The sequence below is a fragment of the Curtobacterium sp. PhB128 genome (genome assembly GCF_004340725.1).
In the GTDB taxonomy this organism is placed as follows: Bacteria; Actinomycetota; Actinomycetes; order Actinomycetales; family Microbacteriaceae; genus Curtobacterium.
Genome location: NZ_SLUR01000006.1, coordinates 280,027 through 295,019, shown reverse-complemented (window position 1 = coordinate 295,019; position 14,993 = coordinate 280,027). Strand labels below are relative to the sequence as shown.

The window sequence follows — 14,993 nt, the reverse complement described above, 5'->3', positions numbered from 1 at the left end:
GCGCACTCGTCAACGACGACGCGGTACCACCCACACGAACCATCCCCGGATCTCGAACCGACTAATCAGTCCAAGAACCGGGGACCAGTCCACTGCCTGCACCGTGCCTCCCGTCCGTCACCTGGTCGCGTCCACGACGCGCACCCTGCGTCAGGAACGCAACCAGGCCGTCCCCACGCCCGTGAGAGCACCGTCTGCCACCGGTGCCGAGGCGAGCAGCAGCTCGCCGGCGGGGAGTTCGTAGGGCTCGTCACCGAACACCGTCACGCTCGTCCAGCCGTTCGGGCGTCGGAACGCGAGCACGTCGTCGCGGCCGGTCTCGAGCCACTCCAGGTGCTCCTCGGACTGCAGCTGGCCGCGCAGCCCGAGGGCCTTCCGGTACAGGCTCAGGGTCGAGTCGGGGTCGGTGTCCTCGGCCTCGACGCTGGCGTCCGCGAACCACGCCGGCTGCGGCAGGTGCGCGGAGCCGGAGCCGAAGCCGAACGACGGGCCGGACCGGGTCCACGGGATCGGGACACGGCAGCCGTCGCGGCCGACGTCGACGCCCGGGTTGCGGAAGAACGCGGGGTCCTGGCGGTCGGCGTCGGGGATGTCGCCGACCTCGTGCAGACCGAGCTCCTCGCCCTGGTACAGGTAGGCGGAGCCGGGCAGTGCGAGCTCGAGCAGGGTCGCCGCCTGCGCGCGGCGCAGCCCGAGCGAGCGGTCCAGCGCGTCCTGCGACCCACCGGCGAGCAGCCACTTGCCGCCCTGCTTGTCGGGGGAGCCGTTCCGCGCAGGCAGCGCGTAGCGGGTGGCGTGCCGGACGACGTCGTGGTTCGAGAACACCCACGTGGTCGACGAGCCGGACTGCTCGGCCAGGCCGAGGTTGAACTCGATGATCTCCTTGAACGAACCGGCGTCGAAGTCGGCCTCGAGCAGGTCGAAGTTGAACGCCTGCCCCAGACCGTCGGCGCTGGCGTACCGGGCGCGGCGGTCGGCGGCGACCCAGGCCTCGGCGACCGCAGTGCGCGCCGGGGTGTACTCGTTGAACACGGTCCGCCACTCGGCGTAGATCTCGTGCACGTCGTCGCGGTCCCACAGCGGGTGCGAGCCGTCCTTCGGGATCTCGGCGAGCTCCGCCCAGGTCGGCAGGGCGCCGGAGGGCAGGTCCTTCGCGAGCCCGTGGGCGACGTCGATGCGGAAGCCGTCGACGCCGCGGTCCGACCAGAAGCGCAGGGTGTGCAGGAAGTCGTCGCGGACCTCGCGGTTCGCCCAGTTCAGGTCGGGCTGCTCCTTGGCGAAGGAGTGCAGGTACCACTGGCCGTCGCCGACCGCGGTCCAGGCCGGGCCGCCGAAGATCGAGATCCAGTCGGCCGGAGCCTGTTCGCCGGACGGCCCGGTGCCGTCGCGGAAGACGTACCGGTCGCGGGCGGGGGAGCCCTTCGGCGCGGCGAGCGCCTCGCGGAACCACTCGTGCCGGTCGCTCGTGTGGTTCGGCACCACGTCGACGATCACCCGGATGCCGGCGGCGTGCAGCGCCTCGACCATCCGGTCGAAGTCGTCGAGCGTGCCGAGCTTCGGGTCGACGTCGCGGTAGTCGTCGACGTCGTAGCCGCCGTCGGCGAGGGCGGACGGGTAGAACGGGCTGAGCCAGACGGCCTCGACACCGAGCGACGCCAGGTACGGCACGCGCTCGGTGATGCCGGGCAGGTCGCCGATGCCGTCGCCGTTCGCGTCCGCGAAGGAGCGGGGGTAGATCTGGTAGACGCTCGCCTGGCGCCACCAGGTCTCGTCGGCGCTGGTGGTGGCGGGCTGGGCGAGGGTGTCGGTCACGACGGGCCTTTCGTGGTTCGTGGGGTTCGTGGGGTTCGTGGTGGTGTCGGTCGGTTCGGTCGTGCCGGCCGGGTCGGTCGTCGTGCTCACTTGATGGCGCCCTGGGTCACACCGGCCATCACCCATCGCTGCGTGACGAGGTAGACGATGATCGCCGGGGCCATCGCCATCAGGTACGAGGCGAACGACACGTTGTAGTTGTTGCTGAACTGGGTCTGGAACATCTGCTGCAGCACCGGCAGGGTCTGCAACGCCGGGTCCGAGGTGATCAGCGACGGCATCACGAAGTCGTTCCACGACGCCAGGAACGCGAAGATGCCGACGGTGGCGCTCATCGGTGCCAGCAGCGGGAACACGAGCCGCCAGAACACCTGACCGGTGCTCGCGCCGTCGATGCGGGCGCTCTCCTCGAGCTCGGCCGGGATCGACCGCAGGAACGCGGTGAAGAGCAGCACGCTGAACGACAGCTGGAACATGACGTGCAGCAGCGCGACGCCGAACGGGTTGTCCAGGTGCGCGAGGCCGGTGAGCTTCACCTGCGACAGCGCGAGCACCGGGAACGGCAGGAACATGGCGGCGAGCAGGTAGAAGAACGACCAGCGGAACAGCCGACGGTCCCAGTTCCGGGCGATCGCGAACGCGGTGAACGACGCGAGCAGGATCGTGCCGACGACGGTGATCGCGGCGACGAGCACCGAGACACCGAACGCCCGCGGGAAGTCGGTGAGCTCCCACGCCTGCACGAAGCCGTCGACGCTGAACGGAGCCGGCAGCGAGAACGCGTTGCCGTCGACGGCCTGGCCGGTCGTCTTGAACGCCATCGTCAGGGTGACGTAGAGCGGCACCAGGATCGAGAGCGCGCAGAGCACGAGGACGACGGTGACGGGCCAGTTGGCGTTGCCGCCGCGGCGGCCGGCGGTCCGGTCGGCGTCGACCGATCTGATGCTGCCCGTCTTCGTCGTCCCCGGACGGAGGGGTGTCTGGATGGTCATCAGAGCGCTGCCTTCCCGCGGGTCGCCCGCAGCTGGATCACGGCGATGACGACCGCGATGATGAAGAAGATCGTGGCGTTGGCCATCTGGTAGGCGTAGTCGCCGCCGTTGAAGCCCTTGAAGATCGACATCGCGACGCTCGTGGTCGAGGTGCCGGGGCCACCGTCGGTCAGGCCGACGATGATGTCGTACGAGTTCAGGAAGTTCTTGAACCCGATCACGAGGTTGATCAGGATGTAGCCGGCCGTCAGCGGTGCGGTGATCGAGATCAGCTGCCGCCACGCGCTCGCGCCGTCGAGGGCAGCTGCCTCGTAGACCTCGCCGGGGATGGACAGCACCCCGGCGATGTAGATGAGGAGCGTCGACGGGATCGCCTGCCACGCGGTGACGATCACGATGGCGACCCACGCCAGGTCGGGGTTCGCCAGGATGCTCTGCTCGAGCGGACCGAAGCCGATCGCACTGGCCAGGGCCGGCAGGCTGTTCGCGAACAGGAACGAGAACACGTACGCGATGACGATGCCCGAGATCACCATCGGCAGCACGAACACCGCGCGGAGGGCGATCTTGCCGCGGATCTTCGACGTCAGCGCGATGGCGAGCAGGAACGCGACCGCGTTGACGACGATCACGGTGACGAGCGAGAACCCGAGGGTGAACAGGTACGCCTGCAGGATCGCGGGGTCGGAGAACACCGCGACGTAGTTCGTGAGCCCGATGAAGCGGAACTCACCGAAGCCGACGGAGTTCGTGAAGCTGAGCACGATGCCCATCACGGCCGGCAGCGTGATGGCGAGCGTGAAGAGCAGCAGGGTGGGGAGCAGGAAGGCGAGGAAGAGCGGTTCGATCCGCTTCCGCTTGTGGGTGACGGACTGGAGGCCCGGGGCGGCTCCGCCACGTCGGCGGCGGTCCGCCGTCGTGATGGCTTCGGTGGTGGTGGTTGCCATGGGACGTCTCCTTACGCGGCCGTGCGGAGCGCGAGACGCGCCCAGTCGGCGTCGAGGGTGCGGAGCTGGCGCTGCGGGTCGCCGCCGAAGGCGATCGACTGCGCGTAGTTCGCGACCGGGATCTCGGCGGGGATGAGCTGCGACGCACCGAGGTAGAAGGCGGCGTCGTCGTAGTACGACTGCATGCCGGTCAGCGCCGGGTTCGACGCCGGGGGAGCGTCCTTGCGGACACCGAAGCCGTTGTTGTCGGCGTTGTACTTGTCGTTGACCTTCGACTGCATCAGGAACGTCAGGAACTCGCGGGCGGCCTCCTGCTTCCGGGACGCCTCGGGGATCCAGAGCGCCAGGTCGACGTTCACCCGCACCTTGTTGTCCGCGGCGTCGTCGGTGACGGGCAGCGGGAAGGTGCCGAGGTCCATGTCCTTGTTCGTCTTGGCGATCTCGCCGAGCGCCCACGGCCCCTGCAGGTACATCGCGGCCTTGCCCTGTGCGAACGCGAGGTTGCCGTCGCCGTACCCGCGGCTGGCGGCACCGTCCTGGTGCCATGCGCGCAGCTGGGTCATGCGTTCCATCGGCGTCCGGAGGTCCTTCTCGAACGACACCGACGAGTCCTTGCCGACGCTCGTGCCCTCGCGTCGCAGTGCGTCGAACGTCTTCGGGGTGTCGATCGCACCGCCGACCGTGTAGTCGAACATGCCCTGCGCGATCGTCCAGTTGTCCTTGAACGTCCCGTAGATCGGGGCGATGCCGGCCTGCTGCAGCCGCTTGCAGAGATCGGCGAACTCGCTCCACGTCGTCGGCACCTCGAGCCCCTGCTCGGCGAACAGTGCCTTGTTGTAGATCACCGAGGCGGCGGTCACCGAGTACGGCAGGGCGCTCTTGCGACCCGGGTAGTCGGCGGTCTGCTGCATGAGCGGCCACAGGTCCGGGTTGATCGTGTCGGCCTGCGACAGGTCGGAGAGGTCCGTCAGGGCTCCGTGCTCGACGAACGGCACGACCGAGAAGTTGTAGTTCCAGCAGCCGAGGTCCGGCGGCCGGTTCCGGACGAAGTTCGCGGACATGCTCGAGGTCGAGTCACGGACGACCCGCACCTTCGACTGGCTGTCGTGGAACTGCGCGATGACGCCGTCGAAGTACCCGATGACCTCGGGCTTCGAGACGTAGAACGTGATGGTCTCCGGCTTGGCGCTCGAGGACCCGATCGGGGCGCACCCGGCGAGCGCGAGGCCCGCTCCGATGCCGCCGGCTCCGAGCAGGAACGAGCGTCGGCTCACCGATGCCGCCGTCCTGGTCGTGGCGTGTGGTTGCACGTCGTCTCCGTCCGTCCGGACCCGGCAGCCCTGCCGTTCCGTCCTGCGATCGGCTCCGATGCCGACCGCGAGACTAAATCTAGCGACAAAATCTAATTACGCAAGGAACTCGTTGCGCGATAAGGTCACGGCATGCCGCCACCCCGTCGAACGAGCGCCGAGACACTGCTCGCGCACGCCTTCGACGCTGGCGCCTTCACCGCGACCGAGGCCATCGACGCCACCGGCCTGACCCGCTCGACCGTGCTGGCCGCGTGCGAGGAACTCGTCCGGCTCGGCTGGCTCCACGAGCTCGACGACGCCCGTGCCGCCGGGGAGTACCGGATCGGTCGGCCCGCCCGGCGCTACGAACTCGACACCGCCGCCGGGGTCGTCGTCGGGGTGGACGCCGGACAGCACCGGGTCACCGCCATCGTCGCCGACCTGCGCGGCACCGTGCTCGGTCGCGCCGAAGGGGCACTCGGTGAGTCGGGACTCGAGGTTCCCGTCCGGCTCGCAGTCCTCGCCGACACCGTGGACGACGCGCTCGCCGCCGCCGGAGCCGACCGCTCCCGCGTTCTGGTCACCGTCGTCGGCATCCCCGCGCCGGTCGACACCGGCGGGGCATCGCCGGGCGACGGCGGCTTCTGGGACCGGATGAACCCGGGCTTCGCCGGCGCCGTCCCGCACGGCCGCGTCGTCGTCGAGAACGACGCGAACCTCGCCGCGCTCGCCGAGCGGCCGTCCTCGGGGGACGCCTCGTTCGCCGCACTGCTCTCCGGCGAGCGGTTCGGCAGCGGCCTCGTGGTCGACGGTGTGCTGCTCCGCGGTGCCCACGGCGGCGCGGGGGAGATGCGCGTGCTCGACATCGTCCAGGGGGTCGGGTCGTCGGACGGCATCGGCGCGACGGCGCGGACGCTGGTCGCCGAGGCCGTCGCCGCGGGCGAGGTCCGGCCGGGCAGTCCGCTCGCGGTGGACGCCGGTGCCTCCGCCGTGTTCCGCGCGGCGCAGGACGGCGACACCGTGGCGCTGGCGATCGTCGACCGCCTCGGCGACCGACTGGCCCGCGTCTGCGTCCTGCTCGCCAGCCTGCTCGACATCGACCGCGTGGTCGTCGCCGGTGCGATCGCCCAGCCGGCGGTCGCCGTCATCGACCGGGCTCGTGCCCTGCTCGACGGCTGGCACTTCGACCCCGTGCCCGACCTGGTGGCGTCGACGCTCGGCGGTGACGTCGTCGTCATCGGGGCAGTCGCCCACGCGGTGGACGCGGTCCGTGCCGACCCGCTGTCGTTCCCGCTGGGCGGTGCCGACCGGATCAGTGTCGACGATCGAGCGGCAGTTCCCGCTCCCGATCCCAGTCCTCGGTCCACCCGAGCCGGTCGAACAGCGCATCCAGCAGCATCGCGGTGAACCCCCACACCAGGTGGTCGTCGTGGTGGTCGCCGTCGTCGTCGTGGTCGCCGTGCTCCGCATCGACGGTGAAGCCCGGCCCGCGCCACTCCTGACCACCGCGTCGGATCACCGTGACCCCGCGGTTCGCCGGGTCGAGCAGGTCCGCCACGGGGACCCGGAACACCGCGGCCGACTCGCGCTCGTCGACGACCCGGATCGGGGACGGCTCGCGCCACCACCCCAGCACCGGGCGCACCAGGTGGTTCGAGAACGCCAGCGGCACCGCGGGCAGCGTGCCGAGGACCTCGACGCCCGTCGGGTCGAGCCCGGTCTCCTCACGCGCTTCGCGGAGGGCTGCGGCGACGGCGTCGGCATCGCCCGGGTCGATCCGTCCGCCGGGGAACGCGACCTCGCCCGGGTGGGCGCGCAGGGTCGTGGCACGCGCGAGCAGCAGGACGTCGAGGTCGCGTGGGACGTCGGCGGCGACGGCCGGGCGGTCGCTGGGGGTGCGGTCGAGCGTGCCGAAGAGCATCAGGACGGCGGCGTGCCGCGGGCTGGCCGAACCGGTGAGTTCGCCCGCCACGGGCCCGGCATCCGCCCACCCGTTCGCTGCGACGGTCGCGAGTGCCGCCCGTGCTCGCCCCTCGTCGCCCATCACCCGCCCACCCTAGGCGTGCGGCGCTGGTGGCCGTGCGCCGTGCTTCGTGCGTCCGCGCCGTGCTTCGTGAGCAGAAATGGTCGGGTCGGGAATCGGCACTCGACCATTCCTGCTCACGAAGTCGCCGGAGGTGCCCGAACGCAGTCAGCCGGACCGGCCCGCGCGCCAGTACCCGGTGAAGGCGATCCGCTCCTTCGGGATGCCCGCGCCGACCCAGTGGCGTCGCGCTCCGCCGGCGAGGGACTGCTCGCCGGCGACCCAGGCAGCGTGGTCGGGGCTCACCGACGATCGGGTGACCGCGTCGAGCGCCGCGGCTCCGGGACGTCGACCGGGTTCGCGGGTGATCCACGTCACGTCGATGCCGGTCGGGGCATCGATGGTCCGCACGTCGGCGTCCGTCGGGACCTCGAGGATCGCGGTGCCCTTGGTCGAACGGGGGAGCGACTCGAGGATCCCGGCTGCAGCGGGCAGGGCGCTCTCGTCCGCGACGATCACGATCGGACGACCGAGGGCGTCCCGGTCGAAGCCGATGCCCTCGTCGATGAGCCCGGCCACGTCGCCGGGCTGTGCGCCGAGTGCCCACCCAGCCGCGGTCGGCCCGGTCGGTGCGTGGTCGTCGCCACTGCCGTGCACCACGAAGTCGACGTCGAGCTCGTCGCCCTGGTGCAGTCGGCGGAGGCTCCGCACGGTGTAGCTGCGGAGGATCGGTCGGCTCGCCTTCGCCACCGTCAGGAACTTCAGGTAGCTCACCGTGTCGAGCTTCTGCGGGGCCCGCGCGAGGTCACCGCCGTCCACCGGCAGGAACAGACGGAACCACTGGTCGTAGCCCATGTGGGTGAATCGGCTCAGGTCGTCGCCGCCGAACACCACGCGGATGAAGGACGGCGAGATCCGTTCGGTCCGCACGACGTGCAGGGTGAGGAGCTCGACGCGTTCCGGCTTCGTGCGGGTCGCCTGCATGTTCGTCCGTGCCATGTAGGTAAGGCTAACCTAACTAATACTCGAGCGGGAAGGTTCAGTCGACTCCCGGGAGCCGTCGGCATGGTGGAGGAACCGAGGACCACTCGAACATTCGATGAGGAGACACCGTGGATCGCTTCCGAAGGCTGCCGCTGCCGGCGCTGCTGCCCATCCTGTTCGTGCTGGTCGGCGGACTGTACTTCGCCATCGGTCTGGCTTCGAACCCCGACGGTGCCGGTCTGGCCGCCCGCGCGATCGGATCGCTCTTCTACGCCGTCTTGATGACGGTGTTCTTCGGCTTCCTCATCGCCTACCGTCGCCGCCGCGCGGGTGGCACCGAGGGTGCTGCCGCGATCCAGCGAGCGGTGCGCTCCGGAGACCTGCCGGACGACGTCGACCACGTCGTGTGGACCCGCGAGCTCGAGTCGACCCGCAAGCGGTACCGGAACAACCGGGTCATCGTCCCGATCATGGTCGTCGTCTTCGCGGCCTTCTCAGTCTGGGCAGCTCTGACGGTCAGTCCGTTCTGGTGGGCGATCCTGGTGCTGTTCGTGGGGATGTGCGTGTACTCCGTCTGGGAGACCCGACGGGCACTGCGGAACATCGACCACCTGCTGGCCACCCTGCGCGGAACCTGGACCGTGCGCTGACGTCGCGAGCCTGATCCAGTGAGCAGAAGACGTCGGGTCCCTGGTGGGGACCCGACGTCTTCTGCTCACTCTGTGGGCCGAACGCTCACTCCGTGGTGGAGACCCAGTCGATGAGCAGGTTGCCCTGGTCGCCCCAGTTGCCGACCTGGAACATGAAGCGGTGCGGCGTCGTCGGGACGTCGTGGGTGATCGTGTCGAGGACCTTGCCGTCGACGCTGTAGGTGACCGACTGTCCGGGCACCCAGTCCACCGTGTAGGTGTGCCAGTCGCGCCACGAGACGCCGGTGCCGATCTGGACGCGGTCGGCTTCCTTGCCCGGGGTCATCGAGTGGTGGAAGGCCGAGGGGCTGTCCTCGAAGTTGCCCTCGGGGAAGTCGATCTCGCCGTCGGACCAGGTGCCCGACGTCGGCCACAGCATGAACGCCGCGCCGTTGCCGTCGCCACCGGTTGCCTTGGCGCGGACGGAGAACGAGCCGCCGACGTGGTCCCAGGCTCCGGCGGAGGAGCCGAACGTGCCGGCCGCGCCCGCTCCGGTGCCGAGGGCGACGTCCATCACGCCGTCGTGCACCGAGACGGTCTTGCTCGGCGCGTAGATGCCGGAGGTGCCGTCGGGGTAGGGCTGCCACGACTGCGGGTAGAGCCGCGAGACGAGGCCGGTGACGGCGTCGGTGGTGAAGTCCTCGACGAACGAGGCGGCCGGCGCAGCGGAGGTGTCGGCGACTTCGTTCTGCGGTTCGGCCACGTCGTCGGCGTCCGACTCCGCGGCTTCGGCATCGTCGGTGGGCGCTGCCGCCTCGGGTTCCGCGGTCGGGGTGGTGTCCTCGATCGGCGCGGCCTCGGCGGTCGGCGCGGGCGTCTCCGTCGGCGTCGCGTCCGACTCCTCGTCGTCTGACGGGGCCGGGGTCGCAGTGTCCGAGGGGGTGGGCGTGGGGGTCACCGGGGCGTGCTGCCCGTGGCGGTGTCCGCCCCAGCCCCACCAGCTGTCAGCGGAGGCTGCCGAGGCGGTGGGGACTCCGAGTGCCAGGCAACCGGCGGTCGCTGCCGCAAGGATCGCGCGACGGCGGCTCATCGGGTGTGCCGTTCGGTGGCGGGGGTGGTGGGCGTGGTGGTCGCGGGGGTCGTGCCGCGCATGGGCGTGCACGTGCTTCGGGTCGAGATGTCGGGCTCCTCGGGGTGCTCGGGCGCAGGATGCGGGGAGGGGACGGCGCGCCAGGGGGCAGGATGCCGAGGGATTCGGTGACGCGTCCACGGACATCTTGCATCATTTGTGCCCCGTTCGGGGGTAATCGCCCGAATCGGCACCCGAACGCGCGGTGAACGGCGGGCAGCCCGCGCCCGCCGCCTCAGCCGCGCGGCACCGGCTGCAAGCGCTGCAGCTGCGTCACGTGACCGGGCTCGAGCTCGTCGAGCGACGTGACCCCGAGCAGCCGCATCGTGCGCTCGATCTGCTCCGACAGGATCTGGATCATCCGGTCGACACCGGCCTCGCCGCCCGCCATCAGCCCGTACAGGTACGCCCGACCGACCATGGTGAACTTCGCACCGAGCGCCACGGCGGCGACGATGTCCGCGCCGGACATGATGCCGGTGTCGAGGTGCACCTCGGTGTCCATGCCGACCTCCTTCACCACGGAGGGCAGCAGGTGGAACGGCACGGGTGCCCGGTCGAGCTGGCGTCCGCCGTGGTTCGACAGCGTGATCCCGTCGACGCCCATGTCCGCCAGGCGACGCGCATCGGCCAGGGACTGCACGCCCTTCACGACGACCTTGCCCTTCCACTGGTCGCGGATCCACGCGAGGTCCTCGTAGGTGACGGTGGGGTCGAACATGTGGTCGAGGAGCTCCCCGACGGTGCCGGACCACCGGTCGAGCGACGCGAAGGCCAGCGGCTCGGTGGTCAGGAAGTCGAACCACCACCACGGCCGCGGGATGGCGTTCAGCACGGTCCGCGCGCTGAGCTGCGGCGGGATCGAGAAGCCGTTGCGCTTGTCCCGCAGTCGCGCGCCGGCGACGGGCACGTCCACGGTGACGAGCAGTGTGTCGAACCCGGCCTTCTCGGCGCGGGAGACCAGCGCCATCGACTTCTCGCGGTCCTTCCACATGTACAGCTGGAACCAGTTGCGGCCGTTCGGGTTGGCGTCGCGGACGTCCTCGATGGCCGTGGTGCCCATGGTGGAGAGCGAGAACGGGATGCCCGCGCGTCCGGCTGCCCGGGCACCGGCACGTTCGCCCTCGGTCTGCATCATGCGCGTGAACCCGGTGGGGGCGATGCCGAACGGGTACGCGACCGGCGCACCCAGCACCGAGCGCGAGGTGTCCACGGACGACACGTCGCGCAGGATCGCGGGTGTGAACTCGATGTCCTCGAACGCCTGGCGGGCGCGCGCGAGCGAGATCTCGGCCTCGGCGGCGCCTTCGGTGTAGTCGAACGCGGCCTTCGGTGTGCGGCGGGCGGCGATGTCGCGCAGGTCCCAGATCGTCAGGGCCTGTTCGAGGCGCTGACGCCGACCGGGCAGCGAAGGCTTCTTGAACTGCATGAGCGGTGCGAGGTCACGCACGGTCGGCAGCTGCCGCTTGATCGGGGTCCGCCGGGCCGACGGTGTGCCCGGGGTGGCTGCCGGTGCGCCCGTGGCGGGGTCGACGCGGTGCTGGTCGTCGGTCGAGGTCATACAGACATCCTACGTCTCGAGGTGGATTGGCGGAGGGAAGCGTCGGAGGAACCCGGGGTGTACCGGACGGGCTCGACGGTGCGGGCGATCGTTGCGCGCAGGGCCTCGAGCGAGGCGCCGCGCAGGCCGCCGAGTCCGGCTGCCCGCGCCTGCACCAGGATGTTGCCGAGTGCCGTCGCCTCGACGGGCCCGGCCAGGACGGGCAGCCCGGTGCGGTCGGCCGTCAGCTGGCAGAGCAGCCGGTTCTGCGATCCGCCGCCGACGATGTGCACCTGTCGGACGTCTTTGCCCGTGATGGTGCTGATCGTCGCAAGTGTCTCCGCGTACGCGGCGGCCAGCGACTCGAGGATCGAGCGCACGAACTCGGCCCGCGACGCGGGCGCGCTCAGCCCGTGGTCGCCGCACCAGGCGGCGATGCGCGCGGGCATGTCGCCGGGCGCCGTGAACGACTCGTCGGCGGGGTCGAAGACGGGGACCGGGGCCGTGACGGCCGCTGCGGAGGCGAGCAGGGCCTCCAGGTCGATGCGCGCGCCGTCACGTTCCCAGGTGCGGACGCTCTCGGACAACAACCACAGTCCGGACACGTTCTTCAGGAACCGGACACGGCCGTCGACCCCGCCCTCGTTGGTGCAGTTCGCGTCGCGCGCCGCGTCCGACAGGACGGGTGCGTCGAGCTCGACGCCGACGAGCGACCAGGTGCCCGACGAGATGTACGCGAAGTCCGGTTCGGTCGCGGGGACCGCGACGACGGCGGAGGCCGTGTCGTGCGAGCCGACGAGCGTGACGGGTGCCTGCCCGCCGACGGCGTCGGCGACGGACGGCAGCAGCGGCCCGAGTCGGTCGCCCGGGTCACGCAGGGTGGGCAGGAGGCCGGCCGGGAGGCCCGCAGCAGCCCGCAACGCCGGGTCCCACCCGCGGGTCGTCGCGTTCAGGACCCCGGTCGTCGACGCGTTCGTGCGCTCGGCCGCCTCGACACCGGTGAGCCAGTAGCCGAGCAGGTCGGGGACGAGCAGCGCCCGCTGCGCGAGCTGCAGCGACGGGTCGGCAGCGAACTGGAACACCGTGTTGAAGGGCAGGTGCTGCAGACCGTTCCGGGCGTACAGCTCGGCCGCGTCCATCCGTCGGTGCACGCGGTCGACGCCGCCCTCGTGCCGCTCGTCGCGGTAGTGGTACGGCAGCCCGAGCAGCCGACCGTCGCGCAGCAGGCCGTAGTCCACCGCCCACGAGTCGATGCCGATGCTCACGATCGCCGGGTGCGTGGCGAACGCCTGACGGAGGCCGTCGGTCACCTGTCGGTGGAGCTCGACGACGTCCCAGTGCAGGGCCTCGCGGTCGTGCTCGTGCAGGGTCACGGGGCCGTTCGGGAACCGGGCGACGTGCTCCATCCGGACGCCGTCGGTGTCGACGTGCCCGAGGATCACGCGGCCGCTGGTGGCCCCGAGGTCGACGGCGGCGACGGTGCCGCTGGTGGACATGCTCTTACCTCTTGTCGGACATCAGCTTGTCGTGCATCAGCTTGTCGTTCATCAGCGCAGGAACGCGGCGGCGACACCCGCGTCGACGGGCACGTGCAAACCGGTCGTGTGGGAGAAGTCGTCGGTGCAGATGGCGTAGACGGCGTTCGCGACGTTCTCCGGCACGACCTCGCGCTTGAGGATGGTGCGCTGGGCGTAGAACGCGCCGAGGTCCTGCTCCTCGATGCCGTAGGTCTTCGCGCGGTTCGCTCCCCAGCCGCTCGCGAAGATCCCCGAGCCACGGACGACGCCGTCGGGGTTGATCCCGTTGACGCGGACGCCGTGCTCGCCGAGCTCCGCCGCCAACAACCGGACCTGGTGCGCCTGGTCGGCCTTCGTCGCCGAGTACGCGATGTTGTTCGGGCCGGCGAACACCGAGTTCTTCGACGAGATGTAGACGATGTCGCCGCCGAGGCCCTGCTCGATGAGGACATTCGCCGCCGCCTTGGACACCAGGAACGACCCCTTCGCCATGACGTCGTGCTGCAGGTCCCAGTCCTGTTCGGTGGTCTCGAGCAGGCTCTTGCTGAGGGAGAGTCCGGCGTTGTTCACGACGAGGTCGAGGCCGCCGAAGTGCAGGAGGGTCTGCTGGATCGCCTGCTCGATGTCCGCTGCCGAGGTCACGTTCGCCGCGACGCCGATGGCCTGGTCGGTGTTCCCGATCTCGGCCGCAGCGTCTTGCGCCTTCGCCAGGTCGAGGTCGGCGATGACGACCGCGGCGCCCTCGGCGGCCAGGCGCTTCGCGATCGCCTTGCCGATGCCGCTCGCGGCTCCGGTGACCAGGGCGATGCGGGTGGCGAGCTTCTTGGGGGCCTGCATCCGCTGCAGCTTCGCCTCTTCGAGGGCCCAGTACTCGATGCGGAACTTCTCGGCCTCGTCGATGGGGGCGTAGGTGCTCAGCGACTCGGCGCCGCGCATGACGTTGATCGCGTTGACGTAGAACTCCCCGGCGACGCGGGCGGTCTGGGCGTCCTTGCCGTACGAGAACATCCCGACGCCGGGCACCAGCACGATGAGCGGGTCGGCACCGCGGATCGCGGGGGAGTCCGGGTTCGCGTGGCGGTCGTAGTAGGCCTGGTAGTCCGCGCGGTACTGCTCGTGGAGTTCGTGCAGGCGGGCGGTCTGCTCGTCGACGCCCGCGGTGGTCGGCAGGTCGAGGATGAGGGGCTTGATCTTGGTGCGCAGGAAGTGGTCCGGGCAGCTCGTGCCGAGCGCGGCGAGCTCCTCGGCGCGCGACGACGCCAGGAAGTCCAGCACGACGTCACTGTCGGTGAAGTGACCCACCACCGGCTTGTCGTGCCCGGCGATGCCGCGGATCGTCGGTGCGAGGGCGGCGGCGCGCTGCCTTCGCGCCTCGGTCGGCAGCGCCTCGAACCCTGCTCGGGTCTCGCCGAACGGGTCGGCCTTCCCGTGCTCCGTGATGTACTGCTCGGCGGTGTCGATGATCCAGCGCGAGTTCGCTTCGGCTTCTCCGGACGAGGAACCCCAGGCCGTGATCCCGTGGCCGCCGAGGATCGTGCCGATCGCCTGCGGGTTGTCCCGCTTGATCGCGGCGATGTCGAGCCCGAGCTGGAACCCGGGCCGGCGCCACGGCACCCACACCACCGTGTCGCCGAAGATCGTCGACGTCAGGGCCGGTCCGTCCGCCGCCGTCGCGATGGCGATGCCGGCGTCCGGGTGCAGGTGGTCGACGTGCGCGGCGTCGACCAGGGCGTGCATCGCCGTGTCGATGGACGGGGCGGCACCGCCCTTGCCGTGCAGCGTGTAGTCGAACGCGGCGACCATCTCGTCCTCGCGCTCCACCCCCGGGCCTGTGTCTGATGCGTACATGTCCTGGAGGGCACGGACGCGGTCGACGCGCAGGACCGCGAGGCCGGCCGGGGTGAGGGTGCCGAGGTCGCCCCCGGAGCCCTTCACCCAGAGCAGCTCCACCGGCTCGCCCGTGACCGGGTCGGTGTCAGTGCCCTTCGCCGAGGTGTTCCCACCGGCGTAGTTCGTGATCCGCGGATCCGAGCCGAGCGCGTTCGAACGCGCGATGAGCGCACTGATCGTGGTGTCTGCGTCGGTGCCGTGCGTTGCGGGGTCCACCCGAGCCTCCAGTGTGTGTGCC

The 14,993-nt window shown here is 70.6% G+C and carries 12 protein-coding genes; 2 read left to right on the top strand and 10 right to left on the bottom strand.

Annotated elements, in window-relative coordinates:
- Positions 1–150: 150 nt before the first annotated feature.
- From EDF23_RS12810 to EDF23_RS12795, 4 genes are all read right to left on the bottom strand, one after another.
- Positions 151–1,812 (bottom strand): glycoside hydrolase family 13 protein, encoded by a 1,662-nt coding sequence (locus tag EDF23_RS12810; protein WP_131879595.1) that lies wholly within the window; start codon positions 1,810–1,812, stop codon positions 151–153.
- Positions 1,813–1,898: 86 nt separating this feature from the next.
- Complete coding sequence (locus EDF23_RS12805) at positions 1,899–2,804, bottom strand: carbohydrate ABC transporter permease (protein WP_123291961.1); 906 nt, start codon at positions 2,802–2,804, stop codon at positions 1,899–1,901.
- Complete coding sequence (locus EDF23_RS12800) at positions 2,804–3,751, bottom strand: sugar ABC transporter permease (protein ID WP_111084432.1); 948 nt, start codon at positions 3,749–3,751, stop codon at positions 2,804–2,806. Before EDF23_RS12800 ends, EDF23_RS12805 begins: the two co-directional genes overlap by 1 nt.
- Before the next feature lie 11 nt (positions 3,752–3,762).
- On the bottom strand, positions 3,763–5,061 hold the full coding sequence (locus EDF23_RS12795; RefSeq protein WP_131921840.1) for an extracellular solute-binding protein: 1,299 nt from the start codon (positions 5,059–5,061) through the stop codon (positions 3,763–3,765).
- 132 nt (positions 5,062–5,193) lie between these two features.
- Here EDF23_RS12795 and EDF23_RS12790 point away from each other — a divergent pair, with 132 nt between their 5' ends.
- Complete coding sequence (locus EDF23_RS12790; protein ID WP_131921839.1) at positions 5,194–6,450, top strand: ROK family protein; 1,257 nt, start codon at positions 5,194–5,196, stop codon at positions 6,448–6,450.
- Here the strand turns inward: EDF23_RS12790 and EDF23_RS12785 are convergent.
- Complete coding sequence (locus EDF23_RS12785; protein ID WP_243648912.1) at positions 6,356–7,090, bottom strand: CoA pyrophosphatase; 735 nt, start codon at positions 7,088–7,090, stop codon at positions 6,356–6,358. The genes EDF23_RS12790 and EDF23_RS12785 overlap by 95 nt on opposite strands.
- Positions 7,091–7,234: 144 nt before the next feature.
- Positions 7,235–8,065: a siderophore-interacting protein gene (locus tag EDF23_RS12780; RefSeq protein ID WP_207895496.1), complete on the bottom strand. Its 831-nt coding sequence runs from the start codon at positions 8,063–8,065 to the stop codon at positions 7,235–7,237.
- Between the two features lie 113 nt (positions 8,066–8,178).
- Here EDF23_RS12780 and EDF23_RS12775 point away from each other — a divergent pair, with 113 nt between their 5' ends.
- Positions 8,179–8,700, top strand: a complete 522-nt coding sequence (locus tag EDF23_RS12775; RefSeq protein WP_131921838.1) for a hypothetical protein — start codon at positions 8,179–8,181, stop codon at positions 8,698–8,700.
- An 85-nt stretch (positions 8,701–8,785) separates the two neighbouring features.
- Here EDF23_RS12775 and EDF23_RS12770 read toward each other — a convergent pair whose 3' ends face one another.
- The 4 genes from EDF23_RS12770 to EDF23_RS12755 form a co-directional block, all read right to left on the bottom strand.
- Complete coding sequence (locus EDF23_RS12770) at positions 8,786–9,769, bottom strand: glycoside hydrolase family 16 protein (protein ID WP_207895495.1); 984 nt, start codon at positions 9,767–9,769, stop codon at positions 8,786–8,788.
- A gap of 274 nt (positions 9,770–10,043) precedes the next feature.
- Entirely contained in the window at positions 10,044–11,237 is a 1,194-nt protein-coding gene (locus tag EDF23_RS12765) for an alpha-hydroxy acid oxidase (protein WP_123672509.1), read from the bottom strand.
- 128 nt (positions 11,238–11,365) lie between these two features.
- On the bottom strand, positions 11,366–12,844 hold the full coding sequence (locus EDF23_RS12760; RefSeq protein WP_131921837.1) for a rhamnulokinase family protein: 1,479 nt from the start codon (positions 12,842–12,844) through the stop codon (positions 11,366–11,368).
- Positions 12,845–12,895: 51 nt separating this feature from the next.
- Positions 12,896–14,971, bottom strand: a complete 2,076-nt coding sequence (locus tag EDF23_RS12755; RefSeq protein WP_243648911.1) for a bifunctional aldolase/short-chain dehydrogenase — start codon at positions 14,969–14,971, stop codon at positions 12,896–12,898.
- Between the last annotated feature and the right edge of the window lie 22 nt (positions 14,972–14,993).

Excerpts from the sequence above, each read along its gene's own strand:
- EDF23_RS12805 (WP_123291961.1), bottom strand. The coding sequence starts at position 2,804 with ATGACCATCCAGACACCCCTCCGTCCGGGGACGACGAAGACGGGCAGC.
- EDF23_RS12800 (WP_111084432.1), bottom strand. The coding sequence starts at position 3,751 with ATGGCAACCACCACCACCGAAGCCATCACGACGGCGGACCGCCGCCGA.
- EDF23_RS12790 (WP_131921839.1), top strand. The coding sequence starts at position 5,194 with ATGCCGCCACCCCGTCGAACGAGCGCCGAGACACTGCTCGCGCACGCC.
- EDF23_RS12780 (WP_207895496.1), bottom strand. The coding sequence starts at position 8,065 with ATGGCACGGACGAACATGCAGGCGACCCGCACGAAGCCGGAACGCGTC.
- EDF23_RS12770 (WP_207895495.1), bottom strand. The coding sequence starts at position 9,769 with ATGAGCCGCCGTCGCGCGATCCTTGCGGCAGCGACCGCCGGTTGCCTG.
- EDF23_RS12765 (WP_123672509.1), bottom strand. The coding sequence starts at position 11,237 with ATGCAGTTCAAGAAGCCTTCGCTGCCCGGTCGGCGTCAGCGCCTCGAA.
- EDF23_RS12760 (WP_131921837.1), bottom strand. The coding sequence starts at position 12,844 with ATGTCCACCAGCGGCACCGTCGCCGCCGTCGACCTCGGGGCCACCAGC.